Here is a 24,225-nt window from a genome sequence, read left to right as displayed (position 1 = left end):
GGACTAAGAGGTAGTCATGTCATCAACGAATTTACGCCGCGGGATACTAAGCCACCGCCACCGTACGCTGAGATGACCTCAGCGTACGCCGTCAGTGGCTATTCCGACGAAATCCCCCGTTTTCGTACGTTGCCGTGACGCAGGCGTACGAAAACGGGTGATCATCCGCCGATACCCCCGTTCCCCGTATACTGACCGCCACTCAGCGTACGCAAACGGTGGCTGGAATAACAAAGGACCCGGGCCATGAATGAATAAGGCCATGGGCCCTGATTGGCGACCCGCTCGATCGATTGTCGAGGCGAAGGTCAGTGGTGGATCGCGTCGGAGATCTCGTGCTCGAGCGCGATGAACTGCGGGGTGTTGCGTACCGCGTCGATGTCCTCGGGGTGGTCGGGGTCGCGCGGCACAGTCACCGGCACGTCCATCTTGACGGTGCCGGGGTGGGCGGTCATCACGATCACGCGCGTGCCGAGGAAGATCGCCTCGTCGACGCTGTGGGTGATGAAGAACACGGTCTTGCGCTTCTCCTGCCAGATGCGGCGCAGCTCCACCTGCAGGTTCTCGCGGGTCAACGCGTCGAGCGCGCCGAACGGCTCGTCCATGAGGATGAGGTCGGGATCGGTGGCGAGCACGCGCGCGATCTGCGCACGCTGCTGCATGCCGCCGGACAGCTCGTACGGGCGACGATCGGCCGCGTCGGACAGTCCCACCATCGCCAGATACTCGTCAGCGATACGCTCCCGGCGCGCGCGATCCACGCCCTGCACCTTCATGCCGAACTCCACGTTCCGGCGCACGTTGAGCCACGGGTAGAGCTGCGGCTTCTGGAACACGACGCCGCGCTTGGCGTCGGGGCGTTCGATGCGCTGGCCGTTGATGAGCAGCTCGCCCTCCGTGGGTTTTTCGAATCCGGCGAGCATGCTCAGCAATGTGGTCTTGCCGCATCCCGACTGGCCGACCACGCAGATGAAATCGTGATTGGCGATGGTCAGGTTGATGTCGTGCAGTGCGGTGACCTTCTCGCCCCGCTCGGTGTCGAAGGTCTTGGTGACGTGGCGGATGACCACGCCGCTCCGATCATCCGTGTTGGCCGTGGCGTTGTCCGTGGTATCCGTGAGATCGTCCGTAACGGTCATCGGTTCAGTTCTCCTTGGCGACCTGCTTGATCGCGTCGGCGTACAGCGCGGAGTCGTAGCTGTCGCCCACCGCGTCGATGCCGTTCTGCTGCTTGAGGAATTCGGCGGTCTTCTTGAAGGTCGCCGGCAGATCGTCGGTGAAGGTCTTGGCCTGCTCGCTCGCGTCCGGGTACTCGTATCCGGCGAGCTGCTGCTTGACCTGATCCGGGTCGATGCCCAGCTGGGAGGCGATGGAGTCGATGGCCTTGCCGTCCTTGGCGGCGACCTGCTTGATGGCGTGGTTCTCCACGGCGGTCCAGGTCTCCAGCACGGACGGGTTGGTCTTGATGAAGTCGGTCGCCGCCACTTCGAGATCGTAGGTGGGCGCGCCCAGCTTGGCGGTTTCGGCGCTGGAGGTGACCGGCTTGGCGCCGGCCTTCTTGAGCTCGCTCTGCACCGGATCCCACACCCACGCGGCGTCGATCTCGCCGCGCTGCCATGCGGCGGGGATCTTATCCGGGTCAAGGTTGATGAGTTTGACGTCCGATTCGCTCAATCCCTCGTTCTGCAGCGCGGAGAGCAGCGAGAAGTGCGATGTGGAGCCGAACGGCACGGCCACCGTCTTGCCCTTGAGATCCTTGACGGAGGTGATGCCGTCCTTGGCGACGAGCGATTCGGCCGTGCCGATCACGTCGTTGATCCATACGGCCTGCACCGGCAGGTTCAGCGGCGCGCTGGCCGCCTTGACCGTGGGGCTGGAGCCGAGCAGTGCGAGATCGAGCGACTTGGCGCCGAACGCCTGGAGCGTGTCCGCACCGGAGTTGAACTGGCTCCATTCGACCTTGGCCTTCGGCAGGCAGGCTTCGAGCAGCTTCTGGTCCTTGACCACCAGATCAGCGTTCGGAATGGCCTGCCAGCCGATGCGCAGCGTTCCGGTGAAGTCGGTGTTCTCCTTGGTCACGCAGGAGCCGGAGGCGCTGGTCGCCTTGGTATTGCCGGCCACCTGATCGGCGGTCTGCATCTGGCCGCAGGCAGCGACCGATGCGACGGCCGCGACCGTGGCCACCAGTGCGAGTGCGCGCTTCACCCAACCGGAGCGCCTGAGATCGATAGACATGATATGGATTCCCCTTCTATGTTTTTCGGATAAGTCGTTGTTTCACGTGAAACATCGTCACGTGCTGTGATTCGCAGGTGATGCGGACGGCCCCCACCGTCCGCGTCACCGCTCCCCCGGAATCACTCCTTACCGACCCACGGCGTGAGCGCGTGGATCACCAGCTGCAGGATGCCGTCGAGCACGAGCGCCGCGATGCCGATCACGATGATGCAGGCGATGGTCAGCGGCGTGTTCATCTCCGTGCCGGACAGGTAGGCGAGCGCGCCGATGCCCGGGATGCCGTTGTTGAGCTCGGCGGCCACGACCGTGGTCCATGCGAAGCCGACGGCAAGACGGATGCCGTTGAGCACGCTGGGCAGTGCGCTCGGCAGCACCACGAGCGACAGCAGCTGCAGTCGCGAGGAGCCCAGTGACAGCGCGGAGTTGATACGGTCCTTGCTCACGCCCTTGATGCCGTCGATGGTGGCGAGCACGATCGGCGGGAAGGCGGCCAGGAACAGCAGCCAGATCTTGGTGGTGTCGCCGATGCCGAACCATACGATCAGCAGGCCGATGTAACCCAGCGGCGGCAGGGCGCGCACGAAGTTGATGTACGGCATGATCACGCGGCTGAGCCATGCGACGCTCGACAGCAGGAAGCCGACCAGCACGCCGGCGACGATGGCGAAGCCGAGTCCGACGCCGATGCGTTCGAGGCTCATCAGCAGATGCTGCCACAGGAAGTACTGCTGCACGCCGCACACGATGCGCGTCGATCCGGCGGCGATCGGATTGCAGGTGTTGGCCTTGACGAACGCGTTCCACACGGCGCCCGGGCTCGGCAGGTACAGCGGGTTGATGAGTCTGGTGGCGGTGACCGCCCACCAGACGGCCACGAAGCCGACCAGCGAGATCAGGGCCTGCAGCCTGTTGACGGGGATGCGCCTGCGAACGGCCCGAGGCTCCCCGTTCGGTTCCGGTGCGGCCACGCGCCTTGTGACGGGGCGTGTCCACGTCTTCACTCGTTCGATGCCTATTGCCGCAGTCATGCTTGCTTTCCCCCATGTCCGGCCGGGTCGCGTCTGTGACGGGCCGTCACACTGGCCGAGACCCTTATTGCTGTGAAATTCATTGGGCCCGCAACCAGAACAACAAGTAGCTACGGTCTGTTGAGATGTGCGCGTCGCGGTCGTGTACGACGGTCGGACGCGCCGATGTTCCGTGCCGAATGCGACGGCGTCTGCACGCCGCGGCTCTCAGCGGAACCTCTGTGCTCAAGAATAACCGGCGGAATCCGCCCATATCCCCCGAAATCGGAAAATCGCCTATAGACGCTCCCTATGACCGTTTAACGAACCGCATAACCCCGCCGTTTCAGGCTTTCCGCACCGTTTCGCCGCGATGGGCCGCCGTGCTTATACTGCGGCCATCGGCCTCGTTCGGCAGGCCGTATACGTCTCGTCGACGATGATGAATGTCGATATATCAGGGGGAACAAGAACACTATGGGCAATCCGACCGTGAATGATCCGACCGGGCAGGAAGTGGCGCGACTGCATCAGGAGTACGTGCTCCAGCCGTGGGCGAAGCAGGGCGGGCCGGTCATCGCGGTCAAGCGCGCCGAGGGCATCTACTTCTGGGACTACGACGGCAAGCGCTATGCGGACATGAGCTCGCAGATGGTCTGTTCGAACCTTGGCCATCAGAATCAGGCGGTGGTGGAGGCGATCAGGAAGCAGGCGGAGGAGCTGTGCTATATCGCCCCGAACTTCGCGGTCAAACCGCGCGGCGAACTGGCCCGTCTGCTGGTGAGGATCGCCGGCGAGGAGCATTTCCAGCGCGTGTTCTTCACGCTGGGAGGCTCCGATTCCAACGAAAACGCGATCGAGATCGCCCGCTTCTACACCGGCCGGCCGAAGATCCTCTCCTGCTACCGCTCCTATCACGGCTCCACGTTGGGATCGGCGTTCGCCAGCGGCGACTGGCGCAGGTTCGCGTACGAGATGGGCGGCGCGGCCCCAAGCTTCGTGCACTTCCTCAACCCGTCCGTCTACGAGGACGGCTTCGACCGCACGCCCGAGGACGAGGCGCGATGCACCCGACAGTACCTGCATCAGCTGGAGGAGCAGATCGCCTACGAGGGGCCGGAGACCATCGCCGCGATCCTCATGGAGTCGATCGTGGGCGCCAACGGCGTGCTCGTGCCGCCGAAGGGCTATATGGAGGGCGTGGCGGAGCTGTGCCACAGGAACGGAATCCTGCTCATCTGCGACGAGGTGATGGCCGGGTTCGCGCGTTCCGGCGAGATGTTCACCTGGCAGAACTTCGATCTGGTGCCGGATCTCATCACCTTCGCCAAGGGCGTCACCGGCGCCACGGTGCCGTTGGGCGGCGTGATCGCCAGCAAGGCGATCTCCGGGTTCTTCGAGACCCATCCGCTGCCGTGCGGTCTGACCTACTCCGGTCATCCGCTGGCCTGCGCGGCCGGCCTGGCCGCCACCCAGTACTATCTGGATCACGACTTGTGCGCCCATGTCAGGCAGTTGGAGAGCGTGCTCAAGCCGACATTGGAGGGCTTCGCACGCCGTCACGCCTGTGTCGGCGAGGCTCGATGCATCGGCCTGTTCGCCGCGCTCACCTTGGTCGTGAACAAGGAGACCCGCGAGCTGATGGCCCCGTATCACACGTCCAACGGACGCATGCCCGCCATCTTCGCCAAGCTCAGGGAGCGCGGGTTCTACACGTTCGGCCGCGAATCGAACCTCAACGTCTGCCCGCCGCTGATCATCACCGAGGAGGAGCTGCGCGAGCAGCTCGACATCCTCGACGAGGTCCTCACCTGGGCCGACGAGGAGTTCTGCAAGTAGGGTTCCACTAGCTAGCCACCGTTACCGTACGCCGAGATGGCACAGGCGTACGGAGACGGTGGCCATTCCAACGAAATCACCCGTTTTCGTACGCTGCCGTGACGCAGGCGTACGAAAACGGGTGATTATCCGCCGATACCCCCATTCCCCGTATACTGACTGTCACTCAGCGTACGGGGAATGGGGGTTGAGACATCCAAGGGCCGAAACCCCCGGGGCCAGGTTATCGGAGCCGAAACTCCAAGGGCCGAAAGCCAGATTCCGGGGTCAAGACTCCCGGGGCCGGACTGCCGGAGTCAAGACTCCAAGAACCGGGTTGCCGGAGTCAAGACTCCGGGGCCTGACTACCGACAGAAACCTACCAGCCAGAAACCCTGTAGGAACCCCGACAGGTTCTACCGGCTCAGCTACAGGGTGTAGGTGATCTTGGGGCCGCCGGACTTGCCGAAGAGGCCGCCGTCGGACTTGCGGGCGGCGCTCAGGTTCCTGATATCGTCCTTGTCGAGGCGAACCATGCAGAAGTCGGCGTGATCGGGGGTGGCGTCGGCCTGATCGGCCTGGTTGGACTGGTTAGAGCCATTGGAACCATTGGCGCCGTCGGCAGAACCGGATTCGCCGGCACCACCGGCACCGGCACCGGCACCAGCACCAGCACCGGAATCACCGGCATCACCCTTCCCGCCATCCGACGCATCCCCGCCGAATTCGTCGTCATCCGTACCGGTGAGCGACTGCTTGTTCGGGTCGACGCCGTCGACGGTGGTCACCTTGAGCACGTCATCGCGCGCGCCGGGCACGCGGAACGTGGTCACGTCGATCGGCGCGATCGACTCCTCCTCCGGCACCGGCACCTGCGGCACCCACGAGTAGGGGGCGCGGTAGGCGCGGTAGACCATGTTCGTGGCGAATCCGGGCGCGAACTCCTTGAAGTACGGGCTGATGTACTCCCACACGATCCGATGGTCGGGCGTCACCTCGATGAGGCGGCCGTCGGAGCCTTCGGTGATCAGCGTGTTGCCGTTCTCGAGTCGCTGAGCCGACGAGATGAACGACGAGTAGAACTTGGATCCGTCGGAGAACGGCATGAATCCGGCCTCGACAGGCGTGTACTGCCAGACGATCTCCAGGGTGACCGGGTTGATCTCGAGCACGCGCGAGTAGTCGCGGTGCACGGCGCTCACACCATCCGGGGCGATGGCGTTAGGCGCGTCGTAGCCGGCCGCGCCGCCGTTGTCGAAGACGAGCAGATCGCCCGCGCCCGGCAGGCCGCGCGGGATCAGGTGAAGATGATGCTGGCCGATGATCGGGCCGATCTTCTTCACGGCCTCGTTCTCGGCGAAGTCCGGGCCGAGCTTCCACACGATCTTGCCGGTCTGCTTGTCGATGATGGCGAGGATGTTCGCGTTACGCGCGTCGAACAGGATATTATCCGGCGCGAATCGCAGGTCGCCGCGATCGAACCACTTGTTGGGGCCGAGCGTGGAGATGCAGTTGACGTGCAGCCAGTCGCCGCCCGCCTCGCCGCGCATCGCGGGGTTGGCGTACAGGGACTTGCGCGCCGCTTCGGAGAAGCCGAACTCCTCGAAGTGGTCGGCCGCGCGCCACTCCCACACGACCTCGCCCTCCCAGGTGACCTCGATGATCTTGTCGTCGATGAGCAGCTGATTGGTGATCTCGGGGTGGTACGAGTTCTCGTGCGTGAGGATCAGCGTGTTGCCGGAGTCGGTCTTCGGGTCGAGTCCGGGCGCGTAGTAGCCGGTGGGCGATCCCTCACGTTCGAAATCGTGGTGCTGACGGGCCATGTAGCGCGGCTCGCGGCCCTCGTCGTGGACGAGTTCGGTGTGATCCCACTTCCATTCGACCTTGCCGTCCCACGAGACCTGCAGCAGATCGAGCTGGTCCTGATAGGCCGCCGAGCCGCCGCGCGCACCGGAGGAGCCGAACACGGATCCGCCGGGCAGCAGCTTGTTGGGGAATCCGGCGAGCCCGGCCCAGCGGTTCACCTCCCGCCCGTTCATGTCAATGAGGAGCGCGCCCTTGGGGGTCGGGAACAGCGTGTAGCCGTTCCACGCCGCGTCCTTGTCGTAGAGGGTGACGCCGGTCGGATAGATGGTGGGATAGCCCATGGGTGTTGTGTCCTCCTAGTTGGTGGGGTGATTGATTCAGGATGCCTTGACTACTTCGCGGGTGCGCAGGAAGTGGTCGTAGACGCGGCTCTTGTACGCGGCGAACTCGTTGCTGCCGCGGTCGCGATGCTCGCCGAGATCGACGTCGATGATCTCCTCGATGCGCCCCGGGCGGGTCGACATGACGACGATGCGGTCGGCCAGATACACGGCCTCCTCGATATCGTGCGTGACCATGATCATCGTGTTGTGCTGCTGTTTGCGGATGTGCAGGAGCTCGTCCTGCAGTTCGATCTTGGTCAGTGCGTCGAGCGCGCCGAACGGCTCGTCGAGCAGCAGGATCTCCGGATCGGTGGCGAGCGCCCGGGCGATGGCCGCGCGCTGGGACATACCGCCGGACAGCTGGCTCGGATAGGCGTCCTTGAAGTCGCCGAGTTTGACCAGGTCGAGCAGATGGTCGGAGATGCGCTGCCGTTCGGCCTTGGGGCGTCCCCTCAGGCCGAACTGCACGTTGTTCTCGATGCTCATCCATGGGAAGAGGCGATGCTCCTGGAAGATCATGCACCGGTCGGTGCCCGGTTTGGTGATCTCGTGGCCGTTGAGTTCGCAGCGGCCGGCGGTCGGCTGTTCGAGTCCGGCGATGATCTTGAGCAGTGTCGACTTGCCGCAGCCGGAGTGCCCGACGATGACGAGCAGTTCGCCGTCGCGCACCTCCAGGTTGATGCCGTCGAGCACGGTGATCGGCTTGCCTTTGACGACGAAGCTCTTGCCCAGTCCTTCGATATCCAGGTCCACGGTCATGCTGTTGCCTTTCTAATCGTTTCCCACGGGGTGACGGCCCGCGAGATCGCGGAGAGCACCACGTCCATCAGCACGCCGGCCACGGCGATGACGATCATGCCGGCGAATACGATCGAATAATCCATGAGGCTGCGCGCATCGTTGATGCGGAAGCCGATGCCGGAGCTGGCCGCGATCATCTCGGAGCCGACGACGGCCATCCAGGAGATGCCGAGGGCCAGTTTGAGGCCGACGAAGATCGACGGCAGAGCGCCCGGCAGGTAGATCTCGCGGAAGAGTCGCCACCGCGAGAGCTGGTACATGTTGCCGACCTCGACGAGCTTGCGGTCGACACGCGTGATGCCGTCGATCGTGTTCATGAGGATCGGGAAGAACGCGGCGAGGAAGATGACGGCCACCTTGGAGCCTTCGCCGATGCCGAACCACATGACCAGCAGCGGCACCCAGGCCATCATCGGGATCTGGCGGATCGCCTTGAATGCGAGCATGAAGAAGCGGTTCGCGGACAGGCTCATGCCCATGATCACGCCGAAGAAGATGCCGAATACGGCGGCCAGTCCGTAGCCCTTGAGGATGCGGCTGATGCTGATCGCAAGATCGCCCTTGAACGTGCCGGAGGTGAGCTGGCCGACGATCGTGTCGGCCACCGAGGAGATCGTCGGCAGCACGAGCGTGGAGATCAGGCCGGAGGCGGTCGCCACGTGCCAGACGACGAACACGCCGATCGGGAGCAGCACGAGGAAGATCACGTCGAGGATCCGCTTGGTGACGCCCAGCGACTGGATGCGCGAGGTGAGGGAAGCGGCGGTCGAGTTTTCGGCGCCCGAGTCGGACGAGTCGTCGGCGACGGACGCGGCGGCGATCTCCTTGCGATTCAGCGCGGACAGCCAGGCGCGCACGCGGTTGCGGCCGACGATCACGACGCCGGCGAACAGCACGTAGCCGGCGAGCAGCGCGATCGCCGCGAAAGCCGGATTCGCGCGGCCCTGTGCGGCGGCACCGCCGGACGCGCCGGACGCCCCAGCGGAGGCCTGATCATCCACGACGCCGGCGACGGCGGCCGTGGCGTCCTTCGTCGCGTCGGCCGCGGCCACGCCCTTGCCCTGCTCATACTCCTCGATGGCCTGCTTCAGCGGGGCCGGATCGGTCCATGCCTGCACGTCGATCGGGTTGGCGATGAGCTTGTTGTCGAGTTCGAACTGCTGCACCTGCTTCATCGAGTTGATGAGCGCGGGCGTGAGCGTCACCGGATGGCCGACCTTCGGATCGTCGACGGCGGTGGCCTCGACGACGTTGAGCGGGTTGCCGGAGCGTTCCGCGGACAGCTTGTTGAACGCGGCCGGATCCTTGACGATGTCGTCCTTGGCCTTGAGCAGCGCCTTGATGACCGCCGCGGACACGTCCGGATGCTGCTTGGCGAAGTCGGTGCGCGCGATGAGCACGGTCGGCTCGTAGAAGGTCTTGCGATCGGCCTTGATGCCGCTGTGGATGACCTTGGCCTTGCCCTCGTCGACCAGCTGCTGCTCCTGACCGGCCGAGACGACGGCCGCGTCGATGCCGTTGGTGGCGAGCGTCGACAGGCCGCTCGGCAGATCGGTGTTGACCGCCTCGATGTCGGAGAACTTGAGGCCGGCCTGCTGCAGCACCTTGATCAGGTACATCTGCGGGGTGGCGCCGCGCATGTACGCGACCTTCTTGCCCTTGAGGTCCTTGATCGACGTGATGCCGGACTTGGTGGAGGCGACGAGGCGCCAGCCGGAGTTGTATTCGGTCACGGCCAGCAGCGTCGTGTCGATGCCCTTGGACTTGCCGAGGATGCCGGCGAATCCGGCGTAGTCGACGTAGTCGAGGTCGCCGCCGGTCAGCGCCTCGTGCAGTGCGGGCGCGGCGCCGACGAATCCGGTGCCGCTGGCCTTGTAGCCGAGGGGCTTCAGGTACTCGTCGAGATAGCCCTTCTCCAGGGCGACGCCGAGCACGCCGTTGTTCCAGTTGGTACCCGACGACGGGTAGCCGAATCGCAGGGTCTTGAGATCGGTCGATTCGGCGGCGCGGGCCGGCTGCACGCCGAACATGCCGGAGGCGAGGATCGTCAGGACGGCGAGCATCGCGGCGACGATCGCCCAGACGCGGGTGCGGCCGGCCGGCGCCGCCGCCGATGCGGATATGGATGATGTACGAGTACGCAAGTTGAAGCCCCCATTCACGTGTGCTCCGCGGCGTCTCTTCCTCCGTTGCCATCGCCCTGTCGTTTCCCCCGGGCGATGGAGGCGTTCCGCGGATACCCGCGACGTTACCGCAATCATCGGCACGCCGAGGCGGCTTCATTGAAGACGTTGCTTATGACGGGCTATTCGCGCGTCACCCGCACGTCACCACTGCATCACTCGTGCAGCGGCTGCTTGCGATCGGGGTAGAGCTGCTCGGCCAGGTGGTTGACGGCGCGCGGCACCTCGCCGAAGCCGGCGGAGATGAGCTTGACCTTGCCCGGATAGTTGACCGCGTCGCCGACGCCGTAGATGCGCGGTACCTCGGTCTCCAGATACTCGTCGACCTCCAGATCGCCGCGCTTGACCGGCAGACCCCATTCCTTGAGCAGGTGGTTGTCGGAGGTGAAGCCGTAATTGACGAGCAGCGCGTCCACGTCGAGCGCGAGCGTCTCGTCGCTCTTGATCTTGGCGAGTTCGATGTGCAGGCCGTCGCCGTCGGGCACGCCGGTCACGGACGTGAACTTGTACGGTGTGAGGATCGCGACGGTCGACTCCTTCAGTCGCGCGACGCTCGACTCGAGCGCGCGGAAGTTGTCTCGACGGTGGATGAGCACGACCTTGCCGGCGATGCGCTCCAGTTCGAGCGCCCAGTCGATGGCCGCGTCGCCGCCGCCCGCCACGGCCACGGTCTTGCCGGCGAAGTCGGCCAGATGCTTGACGAAGTAGAAGACCCCGTGACCGTCGAGACGCTCGCGATCGTAGTCGATCGCGAGCGGACGCGGCGTGAACGCGCCGGAGCCGATCGCCACGATCACCGATCGCGTGCGGATCTCGCGCGCGGGCGTGGTCAGCGTGAACGTGCCGTCAGCGAGCTGCTCGAGGCCACGCACCTCCTCGTTCGTATACACGGTGATGCGCTCGGGGAACGTGTCGATCTGCTTCTTCAGGTTGCCGACGAGTTCGGCACCGGTACCGGAGACGAATCCGGCGATGTCGTGGATCGGCTTCTCCGGGTAGAGGGCCGCGACCTGACCGCCGAGCTCGGGCAGGCTGTCGACGAGCGTGACGTCGAGGTTGCGCATGGCCGAGTAGAACGCGGCGAACATGCCGACCGGCCCGCCGCCGATCACGGTCACGTCCGTGATGGCGGGCGCAGCGGAGCCGGCCTCCGCCTGCTGCCCGTTCACATCCTCAGGCGTGGTCTCTTCAATAGTGATTGCTTCGCTCATGTGGTTTCCCCCAATGTATCCGTGTTGATGTTCATGACCCCATGCCGGATTCCCCGCACCACCACTTCGGCTCCCCCTGTCAAGACGTTGCCGTGAAGCAAACAGCAGAGCTGTTTGCAGGCAACGTGCGAGCCGACAGGCGAGCCGGGGTAGTCAATGCGATGCCAGTCTCCCGTGGCCCCGATGACCGGCCGTCGGATCATATAGGCGTCAGTATACGGACCGACGCCGGTGACACGAAGTACGGCCATAACCCGTAAAACGGCGGAATTCCAACGATTGATAACGGATGACAACTAGAACCATCAACCAACCTTGGAACCGCATGTTTCACGTGAAACATGCGGGAAACGGCGGAATCGCAACGGTTTCACGCCACCGCGACCCCGTGAAACCCCCGAATCCCCGTTTTGACACCGCAATGCGACGTTTGTAGGCTCCCGACTCAACAGGGGTTCCATCACTCGAATTGGGGGCAGCATGAGCTACATCGCCACATGGGCGGATCAGAAGCTCAACGGCAACGAGATCGCCAAGCTCAAGGAGGACGGCCTTGACGTGTTCAAGGACCTCCCCGAGCTGGTGAAGAAGCCGTTCTCGGAAATCGACCCGAGCTATTTCATGTACTTCAAGTACGCGGGTCTGACGGTCCAGAAGCCGCAGACCGACGGATACTTCATGATGCGCATCAAGATCCCGGGCGGTCGCATCACGGTCAAGCAGGCCGATCACATCGCCTGGATCGGTGAGAAGTACGGCCACGGCATCATCGACCTGACCACGCGTCAGGCGGTGCAGTACCACTGGATCCCGTTCGCGGAGCTCGTCGACATCTTCGCCGGCATCACGAACGTGGGATTGACGACGGTGGGCGCCGAGGGCGATATCACCCGCAACATCGTCGACAACACGCTCTCCGGCATCGACCCGGACGAGCTGTTCGACACGCGCCAGACCGTGATGGACGTCTACCACCGCTTCCAGGGCAACTACGACTACTCGAACCTGCCGCGCAAGTTCAAGATCTCGATCAGCAGCAACGTGTACAACTCCGCCGACGCGCAGATCAACGACGTGGCATTCACGCCCGCCACCAAGCGCATCGGACGTCACACCGTCAAGGGCTTCAACGTGTACGTCGGCGGCGGTCTCGGCATGAAGCCGTACCTCGCGCAGCAGCTCAACATCTTCGTCACCCCCGATCGCGTGGCCGACGTGGCCGAGGTGATCTGCCAGGTGTACCGCGACTACGGCTACCGCCGCAGCCGCTCCAAGGCGCGCCTCAAGTTCCTCGTGGCCGACTGGGGAGCCGAGCAGTTCGAGGACAAGGTGCGCGAGTCCCTGCCCGACCTGCAGACCAAGGGTCGTAGCAAGGTCAAAGGTTGGAACAGCGGCAACGCGCTCGGCGTGCACCGCCAGAAGCAGGACGGCTACTACTACGTGGGCGTCTCCGTGCCGTCCGGCCGCATCACCGCGGACGACTTCCGCGCGCTGACCGACGTGGCCCGCAACTACGGACGCGACGAGATCCGCTTCGATCACTGCCAGAACCTGATCATCCCGTGGATTCCGGAGGACAAGCTCGCCGAGGTCGAGGCATTGCCGATCTTCGAGCGCTTCTCGATCCACCCGCATCTGCTGGCCGACTACGGCAACACCTGCACCGGCGCCGAGTACTGCAACCTCGCGAACGCGCACACGAAGACCGTGTTCAAGCCGCTGATCGAGAACCTCGACAAGCGCTTCGCGTTCGACACCCCCATCAACGTGACGATGACCGGCTGCGGCAGCAACTGCGCCCACCGATCCATCGCCGACATCGGTATCGAGGGCGTGCACGCGCGCACCCCCGACCGTCAGCATGTGGAGGGCTACAAGCTCTCCGTAGGTGGCAGCCTCCTCGGCGAGGGCCACTTCAACGAGCCGCTCAAGGGAGTGTTCTCCAAGGAGCAGCTCGCCGACGCGGTCGCGTCGATCCTGACCGACTATCAGGACAACCACGTGGGAACCGAAACGTTCTATGACTACTACAACCGTCAGGGAACCGATCATTTCCAAGAAACCCTCAACCAATTCATCGAAACCCTACCGGAGGTACTGAAGTGAGCACCAAGATCATCTACACCAGCGCGACTGGCAACACCAAGGAAGCCGTCGAGATCCTGCAGGAGGCGCTGGAGGATCTGGGGCAGGACGTCGAGGTCATCGACGCGGAGGACGGCGTGGAGGTCGACGAGTTCTTCGACGGCGCCGACAACTACGTCATCGCCAGCTGGTCCGACGGCGCGAACGGCGAGGTGCCCGGCGGCATCGTCGACTTCTACGACGATCTGGACGGCGCCGACCTGTCCGGCAAGAAGGTCGCGGTCATCGGCACCGGCGACACCAGCTACCCGCACTTCTGCGCGGCGGTCGACTTCTTCGAGAAGCTCGTCACCGACGACGGCGCGGAACTGGCCGCCCCGAGCGTCAAGATCGAGCTGGCCCCCGACGACGACGCGATCGCCCGTCTGAAGGACCTGGCCAAGACCCTCGCCGCCTGAGCTACCAGCTACTATTCCGTACCGGAGGTCCATCCATCCCATACTCGGCTCCCCTTGTCAGGGGAGCTGGCCCGCGAAGCGGGACTGAGGGGTAGTCAAACCGACTTCCGGTACAAACCCGTCTTCAAAGGAAGCACCGACTATGACCACCGGTTATCTCTACGTACTGCACGGCCGCCGCGGCAAGATCCCCGAGTCGAATCTCGAACTGCTCGCGGGATTCATCGCCGACGAGGGCCAGCTCGGCCGCATCTCGTTCCTCGAGGGCGACGAGCAGACCCTGGAGGACGGCATCAACGACCTGCAGTCGCAGCCCGGAGTCGACCATCTGGTCATCGTGCCGGTGCTGCTGTATTCGGCCACGCACATGCGCTGGGATATTCCGGCGCGGTCGGCCAAGGTGCTCGACCCGTCGATCAAGGTCACGGTAACCGAACCGCTGGCCGAGACCGACGCGGTCGAACGCTATCTGGAACGCACGCTCGGCGCGGCCGTGGAGGCGTTCCCGAATCGTCGCGTGCTGCTCATCGCGCACGGCACGCCCCACTTCCCCGAGCCGTTCGAGCAGCTGCAGGCGCTCGCCGCGCGAGTCGGCCAGGCGGTCGGCGTCGAAATCGTGCCGACGAATCACGTGGGTCATCCGAAGATCGAGGAGACGCTGGTGGACGAGCACGGCCCGTTCATCGTCGAACGTCTGTTCCTGACGGACGGGCGACTCGCCGCCAAGATGAAGGCGCGCGTACAGGCGATCGAATCCGGCGATATCTTCCTGCCGACGCTGGAGGACGACCCGGTCATCATCAACGCGATCAAGGAGCGTCTCGCGCAGGCGGGCGTGTGACCGTCCTCATCTTGAGCCCCCTCGTCAGAGGGGGCCGAGGCTACGCCCCGACATTCTTACGATGCGGGCGTCGAGCGCTTCGACTATGTCGTGGTGGTGGGTTGACAGCAATACCGTCTTGCCGGCCTCCACGTAGGCCTTGAGCACGCGCACCACAAGTGCAGTGTTCTCCTCGTCGAGGCCGTCGGTCGGCTCGTCGAGCACCATGAGATCAGGGTTCATCGACATCACGCAGGCGACGGCGACGCGCTTCTTCTCGCCGCCGGACAGGCGGTAGGGCGCGCGATCGACGAACCGTTCCAAATCGAACAGCGTGACGATATCGTTCACGCGACGATCGACCTCCGCGTCCGGCAGACCCATCTGCGTCGGGCCGAACGCGATCTCCTCCCCCACCGACGGGCAGAACAGCTGCGTATCGGAGTTCTGGAACACGAAGCCGATGCGCTGATGCAGCGCCTTGGCGAACCGGCTGTTGCGCTTTTCGACCTCGGCGCGCGTAACCAGCGTGCCACCGAAGCGGTATTCGCCGGAGTCGGGGAAATCGAGCGCGTTGACGATGCGCATCACCGTGGTCTTGCCGATACCGTTGGGCCCGAGCAGCGCAACGCATTCGCCGCGTTCGACGGTGAGGTTGAAGTCGGAGAGCACAGTGCGACGGCCGGCCGTACCGGCATCGGCATTCCCCGTATCCGCATACGCGAAGCGGACATGCGACAACTCAACCAACGGATCCCCATCAAACATCATTCCTCCAATTCGGCGTTTCGCGTTTACACTACTTCCACCCCGTTCACTCCCCCAGTCAGCTCCGCTGACAGCCCCCTCGTCTGAGGGGGCCAAATGCCCACAATCCGAGCCCTTGCCGACAGAGGAGGAACTCACCACCTATCCGCAATAGACGGCGAGCGCAATCATCGCAGCGATGACGAGCGCGTAGATCGCGTTGGGTACGGCAACAAGTGGATCGCGGCGTACATGGTAGTGACCGTCGAAGCCGCGGCAGACCATCGCCTCGGCCATCTGCCTCGCCTGCGTGTTGGCGCGCAGGAACAGCGCGCCCATCACGCGGCCCGCGGACATAAGCTTGTGCGAATCGCGGCCGACGCTGCGCAGTCTCAACGCATCGAGCAAAGAGACCATCGACCGTCCGAGGATGTCGATGAACTGCACAGTCACGTCGCACACGTAGATCACCGAATCAGGGCAGCCGACGCCCTTGAGTCCGGCGATCAGGCGGTTCCACGGCACCGTGCGTGCGAGCGCGATCACCAGCGACACGGCGACGAACGCCTTGACGACGAGTCGCACGGGCGCGCTGTACTGTCCGATGAGCACGCTCGGCGCGGACAGGACGAAGCTCAGCACGCATACCGCAAGCGCGGGTTTGACGATCGCCATGATCATGCGCGCCGGGCGCATCGCCAGCATGACAAGGACGACCGCGAGCATCGTGTACGCGAACAGCATGTTGCGGGTCGCGTTGACGCAGACGATCGCGGCGGGCACGCCGATGAGGCGCAGGGCGGGCGATACCGCGCACAATGCACGGTCGATCGGACTGTGCGTGACCGGCAGCGGGGAGCCGACCTGTTCGAGCATCCCGCCGAGATGCGCGAGATTGTGCTCGATGAACGACGACCGGTCATCGACCGGCTCGTACCGCTCGGACTCCCCCAGCCACGCCGGCAGTTCTGTCGTCACGCCCGCGCCTTACTGCCGCGCACGGCGAACGCGAGCAGACGGAAGAGGATGGTCATGACGGCGATGCCGATCACGGCGGACAGGATGTAGCCGGCGATGTCCGGCAGACCGGCGAGCGAGTAGTCGGGCAGCAGAGCGTTCCACGTGAAACCATGGGCGATGTATTGCGGCACGTAGTTGAGGCCGGTGGCGGTCATGAAGTCCTCGGCACCCCACTCACCCCACGCATCGCCGGTGGCGATCAGGCCGAGCGGGGAAAGCAGCGCGACCACGCCGAGCGCGATCCATGCGGAGCGGCGCAGCCCGGAGTGGGCGGCAGACTCGCCGGACGTCGACGTGCCCGAACCGGCAGCGACTCGCGCGTTGGCCTCGATGATCTCCGGCGCGGTGCGACGCACGAACTCGACGACGACCACCGTCACCAGGCCTTCGACCACGCTCGCGACCGCGAGATGCGGGATGAGCATCGCGGGGATCGTCACCGCGAAGGAGAACGGGAAGTAGAGCGCCTGCCTGGAGGCATCGCGGAACAGCAGCGGCTGGACGCCAAGCTCGAGCGCGACGCAGAACGCGGCAAGCGTGATGCCGATGTAGCCGGAAATGAATTCGGCCACGCGCTCCTTCCAACCGTCGGGCAGGATCTTGCGCAGAGCAACATACAGTCCGTAGGCGACGAACGGCAGCACGAATCCCATGTTGAAGCAGTTGGCGCCGAGCGTGATCAGGCCGCCGTCGCCGAAGAGGAGCGCCTGCAGCAGCAGCGCGACCGACACGGCGACCGTCGCGTACTGGGGGCCGAGCAGCAGGGCGATCAGCGCGCCACCGACGCCGTGCGCGGTGGTGCCGCCGGGAGTCGGCACGTTGAACATCATGATGAGGAACGAGAACGCGGCACCCGCGCCGAGGTACGCCATCTTCTCGGGGGTGCTGCTGCGGATCACGGAACGGAAGCACAGCACCCAGATCGGAATCATGATCACCCAGAACACCGCGCCGGTGGACGGCGAGATGAAGTTGTCGGGGATATGCATCGCCAACGTCACGGATTGCGGATCATACAACATGTCAGCCTCTCTCTCGTCCACATCGTGGACATCGCTGATGGGGAATGCCGTCGCACCGCCGGAGGATCATCCGACCTTGCGTCGTTGGGAACGTAATATCACATGCGTGATGCACCATGTAAACGAGAACTTCGCACAGCCTGAAATCATTGGCAACACGCCGATTACGCGCGATGCATCATCACGACGAAATCGCGATTCATCGGATATTTTCCGAGGTATTTTCCGAGTTTCCGATCATGTGTTCGTTACACAACGACGCATCGGGACCCCTACACTGAGTGTCCGTACAGCGGACACCCGGCATGACGATCATGGCAGCAGCAGCGTGTGCAAAGCCTTTCGTCACGCCGCGTGAACCGCATGGCACTCGCGATAAGGAGGGCGGATGATCGCCAAGGAGATCACCGGCAACATCATCAGCCAGCAGTACGACGACGGCAAACTCGAGGTGCCGGTCGCCTTCGACTGGTTCGAGACGGACAAGAAACGTATGATGAAGGTCGCCGAGGACGGCACCGAAATCGGCGTGATGGTCGGCCAGACCATCAAAGATGGCGACGTGCTCGCCGAAACCGCGGACAAGCGCTATTTCGCGCGCATCCGCACCGCGCAGCTCATCGAGATCCCCGTGAGCTCGATGAAGGAGATGGGTCGTCTGTGCTTCGAGCTGGGCAATCGTCACCTGAGCCTCAAGGTGGAGGACGATCGCGTGCTCGTGCCGTACGACCATCCGACGATGGAGTACACGAAGAAGATCGGCTACGAACCGCACATCATCGAGGGCGGATTCGACGGCTTCCTCATCGTCAAGGCGCACGCCGGCACCGGCACGATCATCCCCGGCACCAACAAGACCACGGGCGACGTGGCCGAAGAGGAGCAGGAGGCCGAGGCCGACGCCGAGTACGAACTCAACGGCGTGCTGCATCGCCCGGACGGCTCGCACAGCCACGACGGCGGCCGCACCTGGCACACGCACTGAACTCGTCCGTACGTTCCATTCCGATCCGAGGCACTCCATATGACCATGAAAAACGCCGACATCGCGGCGCTCAACGACGCGCAGGCGCGGCACCTCGCCATGCTGCAGGTGTGCGACAGCGTGTTTCCGGTGGGCGCGTTCGCGCTGTCCAATGGCATGGAGACGTTCGTGCAACGCGATTTCCTGCGTCGCGGCGCCGATTTCGAGCAGTACATGCGCGATTATCTGGCCATCGCCCCGTACAAGGAGATCGGGCAGATGGTGCTGGCCGGCAAATACGGCACCGACAAGCGTCTGTCGGAAGCCGGATTGGAACGCAAGATCGTTGCGTTGGACGAGCTGGCGTCGGCCCTGCAGTCGGCGCGCGAGATCCGCGAGGGCAGCGAGCGCATGTGCACCCGCCTGATCAAGCTCGTCCGTCAGATGGATGGCGCGCACGAGACCCGCGATACGCGCGACAGCGAGATCATCGCCGTCCACGAGCACGGCACCGAGCGGCACCGTCTGGAGGGCGCGACCGACGCACTGTACGGATCGCCGAAGCTCGATCTGTACACGCGACTCATCGCGGCCGGACAGTGCCGTGGCGTCCACGCGATCGCGATGGGCCTGTACGCGGCCGATCACGCGGTCGGCGTGCGCGAGGCCGCGGTCACCTACGGCTACTCGCTGCTCAGCGCCCTGACGATGTGCGCGGCGAAGGCGATCCCCCTAAGCCAGTACGTCGGCCAGGTGGCGCTGCACGACTCGTTCCCGCGACTCATCCGCGCCGTCGACATCGCCCTCACCCTGAAACCCGAGGATCTCGGTATCTCCGGCGCCTACATCGACATAGCCGCCATGCAACACGAAACCCTCTACTCCCGCCTCTACATGAGCTAGTCCCTCACCCCTACTCCCCTACGTAGGACACAACCTACGTACCTGCCCATTCAACGGAGGTGTGGCGGGATATATACGATACGCGACCGTAGGCTTGGCCGAACGGCCTTGAGTGTGTCGCGTATCGTATATATCCCGCCACACCGGCCAACCGAAAAAAGGAGAACACATGTCCTACGTACGCATCGGCATCGCCGGTCCCGTCGGTTCCGGCAAGACCGCGCTCATCGAGCGTCTCACCCGCAAGATGGCCGACGAATACAGCATCTGCGTCGTCACGAACGATATCTACACGAAGGAGGACGCCGAGTTCCTGATCGAGCACAGCCGCCTGGCGCCCGACCGCATCGTCGGCGTCGAGACCGGCGGCTGCCCGCACACCGCGATCCGCGAGGATTGCTCGATGAATCTGGAGGCGTGCGAGGCGATGGCCGCCGCGCATCCGGATGTGCAGATCATGTTCGTCGAGTCGGGCGGCGACAACCTGTCCGCCACGTTCAGCCCGGATCTGGCCGACGCGACGATCTACGTGATCGCGACCGACGAGGGCGACAAGATCCCGCGCAAGGGCGGCCCGGGCGTCACGCGCTCCGATCTGCTGGTGATCAACAAGGCCGATCTGGCGCCGCTGGTGCACGCTGATCTGGATGTGATGGCGCGCGATTCCGAGCGCATGCGCAACGGCCGCCCGTACATCTTCACCGATCTGATGGGTGGCGCGGGCGTCGACGACGTGATCGCGTGGATCAAGAAGAACGTCCTGTTCGAAGGCGTGTGATTCAGGAGTTCACCTATGGGCAGTAGCACTTTCCGTCTGGCCACCGCGTTCCGTCATGGGCGCACGAAGATCGACGACGTGTATTTCGAGGCGCCGTTCAAGCTGATGACGCCGTTCACGAACGGCCGTCATTCCGATTTCATCGTGATGCTCGCCTCCCCCGGTTTTCTCAAGGGCGATGAGGCGCATATCGAGATCGACTTCGGCCCGGGCACCGATTCGACGATCAGGACGCAGAGCTATGAGAAAGTGCTGGACACGGCCGACGGGTCGGCGTCGCGCACGATCGAACTGACCGCGCGGGGTGACGCGACAGCCGTGTTCCTGCCGTTCCCGGTGATCCCGTTCCGCGGCAGCACGTTCTCGAACCTGACGACCGCGCATATCGCCCCCGAGTCGACGTTCGTATACGCGGATGTGGTGACGTGCGGCCGCGTCGGCATGGACGAGCGGTGGGCGATGCGCCGGTTCACGAACCGCATGCGCGTGTATGTGGGCGATCGGCTCGCGTTTGCGGACCGCATGCTGCTCGAACCGGACGCGTTCGACTACACCGGCATCGGCATGTGGCGCGAGTTCACCCACTGCGGTGTGCTGTACGCGCACCTGCCGGAGACGCGCGAAGATGACGGCATGGCAAGTGCCGGCGGCACCGATAGCAACAGCGCGAACGCCGAGGCGGCGCGGATCGCGGCCGAGGACGCGCTGATCGATCGCATCCGCTCGCATGCGGATGCGATCGGTCTCGTCGGCGAACTGGGCGTGAGCCGCGCGGTGAACGGCGTGTGCGTGCGCCTGCTCACCACGCGCGGCGACGACGCCTTCGATTTCATCAAGGACGTCGCCGACATGGTGACCGAAGGCTGACAGCCGCCGACAATACCTCGATGAGAGATATGTCACAATAATACCGTTTTTCAGCCCTCTTTCAGTTTTCCCCTATTTTCCATCCAGATCGCGATAGGTATCGTGAGGTCGTCAGAACGTGTCAACGGCTCACGCAGTACCATGCAGCACGCGTTCCACAGGGCTTAGCCATGACGTATCCGGCATGCCCAACAAGGCGTTTGTATCACATGTATGAAGGGGATCATCATGAAGGCAACCATCACGAAAGTGGCCATCGCCGTGGTCGCGGGACTGGCCATCGTGGCCGATGCGTTCCTGCTGTTCGTCAAGCCGCATCTGGCACAGCAGGGGACGTCCAGCACTCTGACCCAGTCGACCCGATCGGGAGGCGGTTCCGCCGATTCGGGATCAACGTCCGGTTCCAGCGGCGCGGATGGCTCGGGCACCTCATCCGGGGATTCCTCATCTTCCGCGTCGTCCGGCGAACTTCAGGACGGCACGTACACATCCGTCGCGTCGCCGAACGCGTACGGCGAGATCCAGCTGCAGGTCACCGTCAAGGGCGGCAAAATCACCGACATCACGACGGTCAAGATGCCGACCCACGGTCGCTCGCAGTCGGTGAACGCGCAGGCGATCCCCGAGTTGACGGACCGGGCGATCAGCGCGCAGAGCGCCGAAATCCAGTTCGTCTCGGGTGCGACCGAGACCTCCACAGCGTTCGTCAACTCGCTCCAGGACGCCATCAACCAGTCGCTCAACGCCGGCAAATGACGACAACGAGTCCCCCTGAGGGACACCGGACATGACATCACACCGACTCCGGATACTCCAGATATGGCACCCACATCATCTCGCCCGACCATCAGGGCACGCGTCATTCACGCGATGACCATCCCGTTCACCATCCAGCTGGTTCGAACAGGCGACACCGGCCCCGACAACAACCGGATCGACCCGATCACCAAGGACTCCCCCGCGTCCCATCTCGACACCCTGCTCGACGAGGTCACGCCGCGCATCGCCGCATTCCTCGCCGATGTCGACTCGACGTTCTCCCCGTTCCGCGATGACTCCCAGGTCGCGGCGGCAAGACGAGGCGACTGGTCGGCGCTACTGCATCCCGGTCCGCTCGACGGCCGGCCCGTCACCGCGTTCGCCGAGATCTACGCGCTCGCGCAGCAGGCCAAGGCCCTGACCGACGGGCACTTCGACCCGATGCACGCAGGCGTCTACGACCCGACCGGCATCGTCAAGGGCTGGGCCGTGGAGGAAGCGCATCGCCGATTCCTCAAGCCACTGCTCGACACCGGCCGATGCGAGGCCGCGGCGATCGGAGGCGGCGGCGACATCCAGACCGGCGTGAGCAACAACAGTTGTTTCACGTGGAACATCGGCGTCGCCGACCCCTTCTCACCCACACACGACGCGACCCTGCGCACGATCACCCTGCGCAACGGCGGCATCGCCACATCGGGCACCTCCGCACGCGGCGAACACATCACCCGCCGCGCGCACGATCTCGCACAGGTCACCGTCGTCGACGATCGCCTCACGTTTGCGGACATGTGGGCGACGGCCGCGATTAGCGCCGGCGAGCGCGACTTCCGCGCGATGATCGCCCGCAACGACGTCGCCCGCACTACGATTTCGGCAGTGCTCGTGCGCGCGGACGGAACGGTCGCCGAGATCACGCCGGGAACATCACAAACAACGAAGAGAGACATCAAGGACCAATCATGAAATTCCTCACCTCGCATATCGCCCTCGCATGGGCCACGGTACTGTTCATCGTGCCGCTGCCGTTCCTCGCGACGCTGGCCGCGGGCTATCCGGCGCTGTACGCCGATACGCTGTTCGGCGCGGAGATCGGCGTCGTCGCGTACACGTGGATGCTGGCGGCCGTGTATCTCGCGTGCCGTCCGCGCTGGGTGGACCGCACGGTCGGCCTGCCGCACATGTACATGATTCATGGCGTGCTGGCGATTCTGGCGATCGCCCTCGCGTTCGTACACCAGTCGCTGCTGCCGGGTGCGGGCGCGCTGATCAGCCTGACCGGGCATACGGGACTGTATCTGTTCATCGCGGTGGCGGTGTGGTCGCTGGTGTTCATGGCCGGATGGCTGACGTCGCGCGTGGCCTGGCTCGCCAAGGTCAAGCGTGCGCTGGAGCGGCTGTTCCGTCACGAGATGAGCGTGTGGCTGCACCGGCTCAATCTGGTGGCGATCGCGCTGATCGTCATCCACGTGCATGTGATCGACTACATCGCGTCGAACCGCCCGTTCCTGTTCCTCTTCGACGCGGCGACGATCGCGGTATTCGCCTACTACGTGTGGAGCTCGGTGAGCCGTCGCGCGTTCACATTGCGCGGTCGCGTCGCGTCGGTTCGTCCGATCGCGCCGCGCGTGACCGAATTGCGTATCGCGATCGACGATTCCGGGCGTACGGCAACGTCCGGGACGAGTTCCTCGATCCGTTGGAATCCGGGCGATTTCGCGTTCATCTCGTTCCCGGGCGTACGCGGGATGCATGAACTGCACCCGTTCTCGCTGACCAACTCGTATGCGGGCGATGGCCAGGACTCATCCCGCCAGGCCCCGGTCATGTCGTTCGCGATCCGCGCGGACGGCGACTTCACTTCAAAGATCGCCTCGCTCAAGCCGGGCGAGCGCGTGCGCGTCGTGCCACCGTATGGCCGCTACGCCGAGTTCATCAAAGAGCATGACGCGCAGTCGCCCGCACACTCCCCCACTCCACTAGTGCTGATTGCCGGCGGCATCGGCGTCACCCCGCTGATCGGCGTGCTCACCGCATATGCGGGCGCGAGCGCAGCCGCGACCACCCCCAGCCCGCGCATCGTCGACTTCCTGTACACCGCGCGATCGGATCGCGACTTCATCTACCGCGACGAGCTGGAACGGTTCGGTGCCTCGTCGCCGGACACGCGCGTGCGGCTGAAAACCGGCCGCGCGGATGAGGCGTTGATCGCGCCGATGATCCGCCCGGGTGCGATCTACCTGATCGCCGGTCCGATGCCGATGATGGACGCGGTGCGCGAGATCCTCGCCAAGCACGGCGTCGCATCAACCGACATCTACTACGAACCCTTTACGATGTAGACCGCAGAGCGTC

General features: G+C 64.3%; 21 protein-coding genes. 11 read left to right on the top strand and 10 right to left on the bottom strand.

Annotated elements, in window-relative coordinates; translation table 11 throughout:
- Positions 1 to 308: 308 nt before the first annotated feature.
- From EMB92_RS09125 to EMB92_RS09115, 3 genes are all read right to left on the bottom strand, one after another.
- Positions 309 to 1,139, bottom strand: a complete 831-nt coding sequence (locus EMB92_RS09125; RefSeq protein WP_150394633.1) for an ABC transporter ATP-binding protein — start codon at positions 1,137 to 1,139, stop codon at positions 309 to 311.
- A 4-nt stretch (positions 1,140 to 1,143) separates the two neighbouring features.
- Positions 1,144 to 2,235, bottom strand: a complete 1,092-nt coding sequence (locus EMB92_RS09120) for a taurine ABC transporter substrate-binding protein (RefSeq protein ID WP_150394632.1) — start codon at positions 2,233 to 2,235, stop codon at positions 1,144 to 1,146.
- A 122-nt stretch (positions 2,236 to 2,357) separates the two neighbouring features.
- Positions 2,358 to 3,266 (bottom strand): ABC transporter permease, encoded by a 909-nt coding sequence (locus EMB92_RS09115; protein ID WP_150394631.1) that lies wholly within the window; start codon positions 3,264 to 3,266, stop codon positions 2,358 to 2,360.
- 456 nt (positions 3,267 to 3,722) lie between these two features.
- Between EMB92_RS09115 and EMB92_RS09110 the strand changes: the two genes are divergently transcribed.
- Positions 3,723 to 5,084, top strand: coding sequence for an aminotransferase class III-fold pyridoxal phosphate-dependent enzyme (locus EMB92_RS09110; RefSeq protein WP_190973640.1), 1,362 nt, complete (start codon positions 3,723 to 3,725; stop codon positions 5,082 to 5,084).
- A gap of 407 nt (positions 5,085 to 5,491) precedes the next feature.
- Here EMB92_RS09110 and EMB92_RS09105 read toward each other — a convergent pair whose 3' ends face one another.
- From EMB92_RS09105 to EMB92_RS09090, 4 genes are all read right to left on the bottom strand, one after another.
- Positions 5,492 to 7,210: an aryl-sulfate sulfotransferase gene (locus EMB92_RS09105; RefSeq protein ID WP_223847668.1), complete on the bottom strand. Its 1,719-nt coding sequence runs from the start codon at positions 7,208 to 7,210 to the stop codon at positions 5,492 to 5,494.
- Positions 7,211 to 7,246: 36 nt separating this feature from the next.
- A complete protein-coding gene (locus EMB92_RS09100; protein WP_150394630.1) occupies positions 7,247 to 8,011 on the bottom strand; it encodes an ABC transporter ATP-binding protein in 765 nt (254 codons plus the stop codon).
- A complete protein-coding gene (locus EMB92_RS09095; protein ID WP_190973639.1) occupies positions 8,008 to 10,197 on the bottom strand; it encodes an ABC transporter permease subunit in 2,190 nt (729 codons plus the stop codon). The genes EMB92_RS09100 and EMB92_RS09095 overlap by 4 nt, the downstream gene beginning before the upstream one ends.
- A gap of 194 nt (positions 10,198 to 10,391) precedes the next feature.
- Complete coding sequence (locus EMB92_RS09090; RefSeq protein ID WP_150394628.1) at positions 10,392 to 11,447, bottom strand: NAD(P)/FAD-dependent oxidoreductase; 1,056 nt, start codon at positions 11,445 to 11,447, stop codon at positions 10,392 to 10,394.
- 480 nt (positions 11,448 to 11,927) lie between these two features.
- On the opposite strand from EMB92_RS09090, the gene EMB92_RS09085 reads away from it, so the two are divergent.
- The 3 genes from EMB92_RS09085 to EMB92_RS09075 all read left to right on the top strand — a co-directional run bounded on the left by EMB92_RS09085 (position 11,928) and on the right by EMB92_RS09075 (position 14,831).
- Positions 11,928 to 13,553 (top strand): nitrite/sulfite reductase, encoded by a 1,626-nt coding sequence (locus tag EMB92_RS09085; RefSeq protein WP_150394627.1) that lies wholly within the window; start codon positions 11,928 to 11,930, stop codon positions 13,551 to 13,553.
- Positions 13,550 to 13,990: a flavodoxin domain-containing protein gene (locus EMB92_RS09080; protein ID WP_107044377.1), complete on the top strand. Its 441-nt coding sequence runs from the start codon at positions 13,550 to 13,552 to the stop codon at positions 13,988 to 13,990. Before EMB92_RS09085 ends, EMB92_RS09080 begins: the two co-directional genes overlap by 4 nt.
- Positions 13,991 to 14,132: 142 nt before the next feature.
- Positions 14,133 to 14,831 (top strand): sirohydrochlorin chelatase, encoded by a 699-nt coding sequence (locus EMB92_RS09075; RefSeq protein ID WP_150394626.1) that lies wholly within the window; start codon positions 14,133 to 14,135, stop codon positions 14,829 to 14,831.
- Positions 14,832 to 14,855: 24 nt separating this feature from the next.
- On the opposite strand, the gene EMB92_RS09070 is transcribed toward EMB92_RS09075, so the two are convergent.
- The 3 genes from EMB92_RS09070 to cbiM all read right to left on the bottom strand — a co-directional run bounded on the left by EMB92_RS09070 (position 14,856) and on the right by cbiM (position 17,578).
- Complete coding sequence (locus EMB92_RS09070) at positions 14,856 to 15,560, bottom strand: energy-coupling factor ABC transporter ATP-binding protein (protein ID WP_223847667.1); 705 nt, start codon at positions 15,558 to 15,560, stop codon at positions 14,856 to 14,858.
- 159 nt (positions 15,561 to 15,719) lie between these two features.
- Positions 15,720 to 16,535 (bottom strand): energy-coupling factor transporter transmembrane component T, encoded by an 816-nt coding sequence (locus EMB92_RS09065; RefSeq protein WP_150394624.1) that lies wholly within the window; start codon positions 16,533 to 16,535, stop codon positions 15,720 to 15,722.
- A complete protein-coding gene (gene cbiM, locus EMB92_RS09060; RefSeq protein WP_223847666.1) occupies positions 16,532 to 17,578 on the bottom strand; it encodes a cobalt transporter CbiM in 1,047 nt (348 codons plus the stop codon). Before cbiM ends, EMB92_RS09065 begins: the two co-directional genes overlap by 4 nt.
- A 409-nt stretch (positions 17,579 to 17,987) precedes the next feature.
- Between cbiM and EMB92_RS09055 the strand changes: the two genes are divergently transcribed.
- The 7 genes from EMB92_RS09055 (at position 17,988) to EMB92_RS09025 (ending at position 24,212) form a co-directional block, all read left to right on the top strand.
- The gene (locus EMB92_RS09055) at positions 17,988 to 18,584 is read left to right on the top strand and encodes an urease accessory protein UreE (RefSeq protein WP_150394623.1); all 597 of its coding nucleotides are present in this window, start codon (positions 17,988 to 17,990) and stop codon (positions 18,582 to 18,584) included.
- A 39-nt stretch (positions 18,585 to 18,623) separates the two neighbouring features.
- Complete coding sequence (locus EMB92_RS09050) at positions 18,624 to 19,466, top strand: urease accessory protein UreF (protein ID WP_223847665.1); 843 nt, start codon at positions 18,624 to 18,626, stop codon at positions 19,464 to 19,466.
- Positions 19,467 to 19,635: 169 nt separating this feature from the next.
- Positions 19,636 to 20,244: an urease accessory protein UreG gene (gene ureG / locus EMB92_RS09045; RefSeq protein ID WP_150394622.1), complete on the top strand. Its 609-nt coding sequence runs from the start codon at positions 19,636 to 19,638 to the stop codon at positions 20,242 to 20,244.
- Between the two features lie 15 nt (positions 20,245 to 20,259).
- Positions 20,260 to 21,111 (top strand): urease accessory protein UreD, encoded by an 852-nt coding sequence (locus EMB92_RS09040; protein WP_150394621.1) that lies wholly within the window; start codon positions 20,260 to 20,262, stop codon positions 21,109 to 21,111.
- A 228-nt stretch (positions 21,112 to 21,339) separates the two neighbouring features.
- On the top strand, positions 21,340 to 21,867 hold the full coding sequence (locus tag EMB92_RS09035; protein ID WP_190973638.1) for an FMN-binding protein: 528 nt from the start codon (positions 21,340 to 21,342) through the stop codon (positions 21,865 to 21,867).
- 63 nt (positions 21,868 to 21,930) lie between these two features.
- Positions 21,931 to 22,836 (top strand): FAD:protein FMN transferase, encoded by a 906-nt coding sequence (locus EMB92_RS09030; protein ID WP_150394619.1) that lies wholly within the window; start codon positions 21,931 to 21,933, stop codon positions 22,834 to 22,836.
- Positions 22,833 to 24,212 (top strand): ferric reductase-like transmembrane domain-containing protein, encoded by a 1,380-nt coding sequence (locus EMB92_RS09025; RefSeq protein ID WP_150394618.1) that lies wholly within the window; start codon positions 22,833 to 22,835, stop codon positions 24,210 to 24,212. The genes EMB92_RS09030 and EMB92_RS09025 overlap by 4 nt, the downstream gene beginning before the upstream one ends.
- Positions 24,213 to 24,225 lie beyond the last annotated feature (13 nt).

This window comes from Bifidobacterium callitrichos (assembly GCF_008698085.1).
Lineage (GTDB): Bacteria > Actinomycetota > Actinomycetes > Actinomycetales > Bifidobacteriaceae > Bifidobacterium > Bifidobacterium callitrichos.
Note: the sequence above shows the minus strand (reverse complement) of the source record. Positions and strands in the feature narration are given on the sequence as shown.

What these genes read in the sequence shown, in the direction of transcription:
- EMB92_RS09125 (WP_150394633.1), bottom strand. Translation starts at nt 1,139, where the DNA reads ATGACCGTTACGGACGATCTCACGGATACCACGGACAACGCCACGGCC.
- EMB92_RS09120 (WP_150394632.1), bottom strand. Translation starts at nt 2,235, where the DNA reads ATGTCTATCGATCTCAGGCGCTCCGGTTGGGTGAAGCGCGCACTCGCA.
- EMB92_RS09115 (WP_150394631.1), bottom strand. Translation starts at nt 3,266, where the DNA reads ATGACTGCGGCAATAGGCATCGAACGAGTGAAGACGTGGACACGCCCC.
- EMB92_RS09110 (WP_190973640.1), top strand. Translation starts at nt 3,723, where the DNA reads ATGGGCAATCCGACCGTGAATGATCCGACCGGGCAGGAAGTGGCGCGA.
- EMB92_RS09105 (WP_223847668.1), bottom strand. Translation starts at nt 7,210, where the DNA reads ATGGGCTATCCCACCATCTATCCGACCGGCGTCACCCTCTACGACAAG.
- EMB92_RS09100 (WP_150394630.1), bottom strand. Translation starts at nt 8,011, where the DNA reads ATGACCGTGGACCTGGATATCGAAGGACTGGGCAAGAGCTTCGTCGTC.
- EMB92_RS09090 (WP_150394628.1), bottom strand. Translation starts at nt 11,447, where the DNA reads ATGAGCGAAGCAATCACTATTGAAGAGACCACGCCTGAGGATGTGAAC.
- EMB92_RS09085 (WP_150394627.1), top strand. Translation starts at nt 11,928, where the DNA reads ATGAGCTACATCGCCACATGGGCGGATCAGAAGCTCAACGGCAACGAG.
- EMB92_RS09075 (WP_150394626.1), top strand. Translation starts at nt 14,133, where the DNA reads ATGACCACCGGTTATCTCTACGTACTGCACGGCCGCCGCGGCAAGATC.
- EMB92_RS09055 (WP_150394623.1), top strand. Translation starts at nt 17,988, where the DNA reads ATGATCGCCAAGGAGATCACCGGCAACATCATCAGCCAGCAGTACGAC.
- EMB92_RS09050 (WP_223847665.1), top strand. Translation starts at nt 18,624, where the DNA reads ATGACCATGAAAAACGCCGACATCGCGGCGCTCAACGACGCGCAGGCG.
- ureG (WP_150394622.1), top strand. Translation starts at nt 19,636, where the DNA reads ATGTCCTACGTACGCATCGGCATCGCCGGTCCCGTCGGTTCCGGCAAG.
- EMB92_RS09040 (WP_150394621.1), top strand. Translation starts at nt 20,260, where the DNA reads ATGGGCAGTAGCACTTTCCGTCTGGCCACCGCGTTCCGTCATGGGCGC.
- EMB92_RS09035 (WP_190973638.1), top strand. Translation starts at nt 21,340, where the DNA reads ATGAAGGCAACCATCACGAAAGTGGCCATCGCCGTGGTCGCGGGACTG.
- EMB92_RS09030 (WP_150394619.1), top strand. Translation starts at nt 21,931, where the DNA reads ATGGCACCCACATCATCTCGCCCGACCATCAGGGCACGCGTCATTCAC.
- EMB92_RS09025 (WP_150394618.1), top strand. Translation starts at nt 22,833, where the DNA reads ATGAAATTCCTCACCTCGCATATCGCCCTCGCATGGGCCACGGTACTG.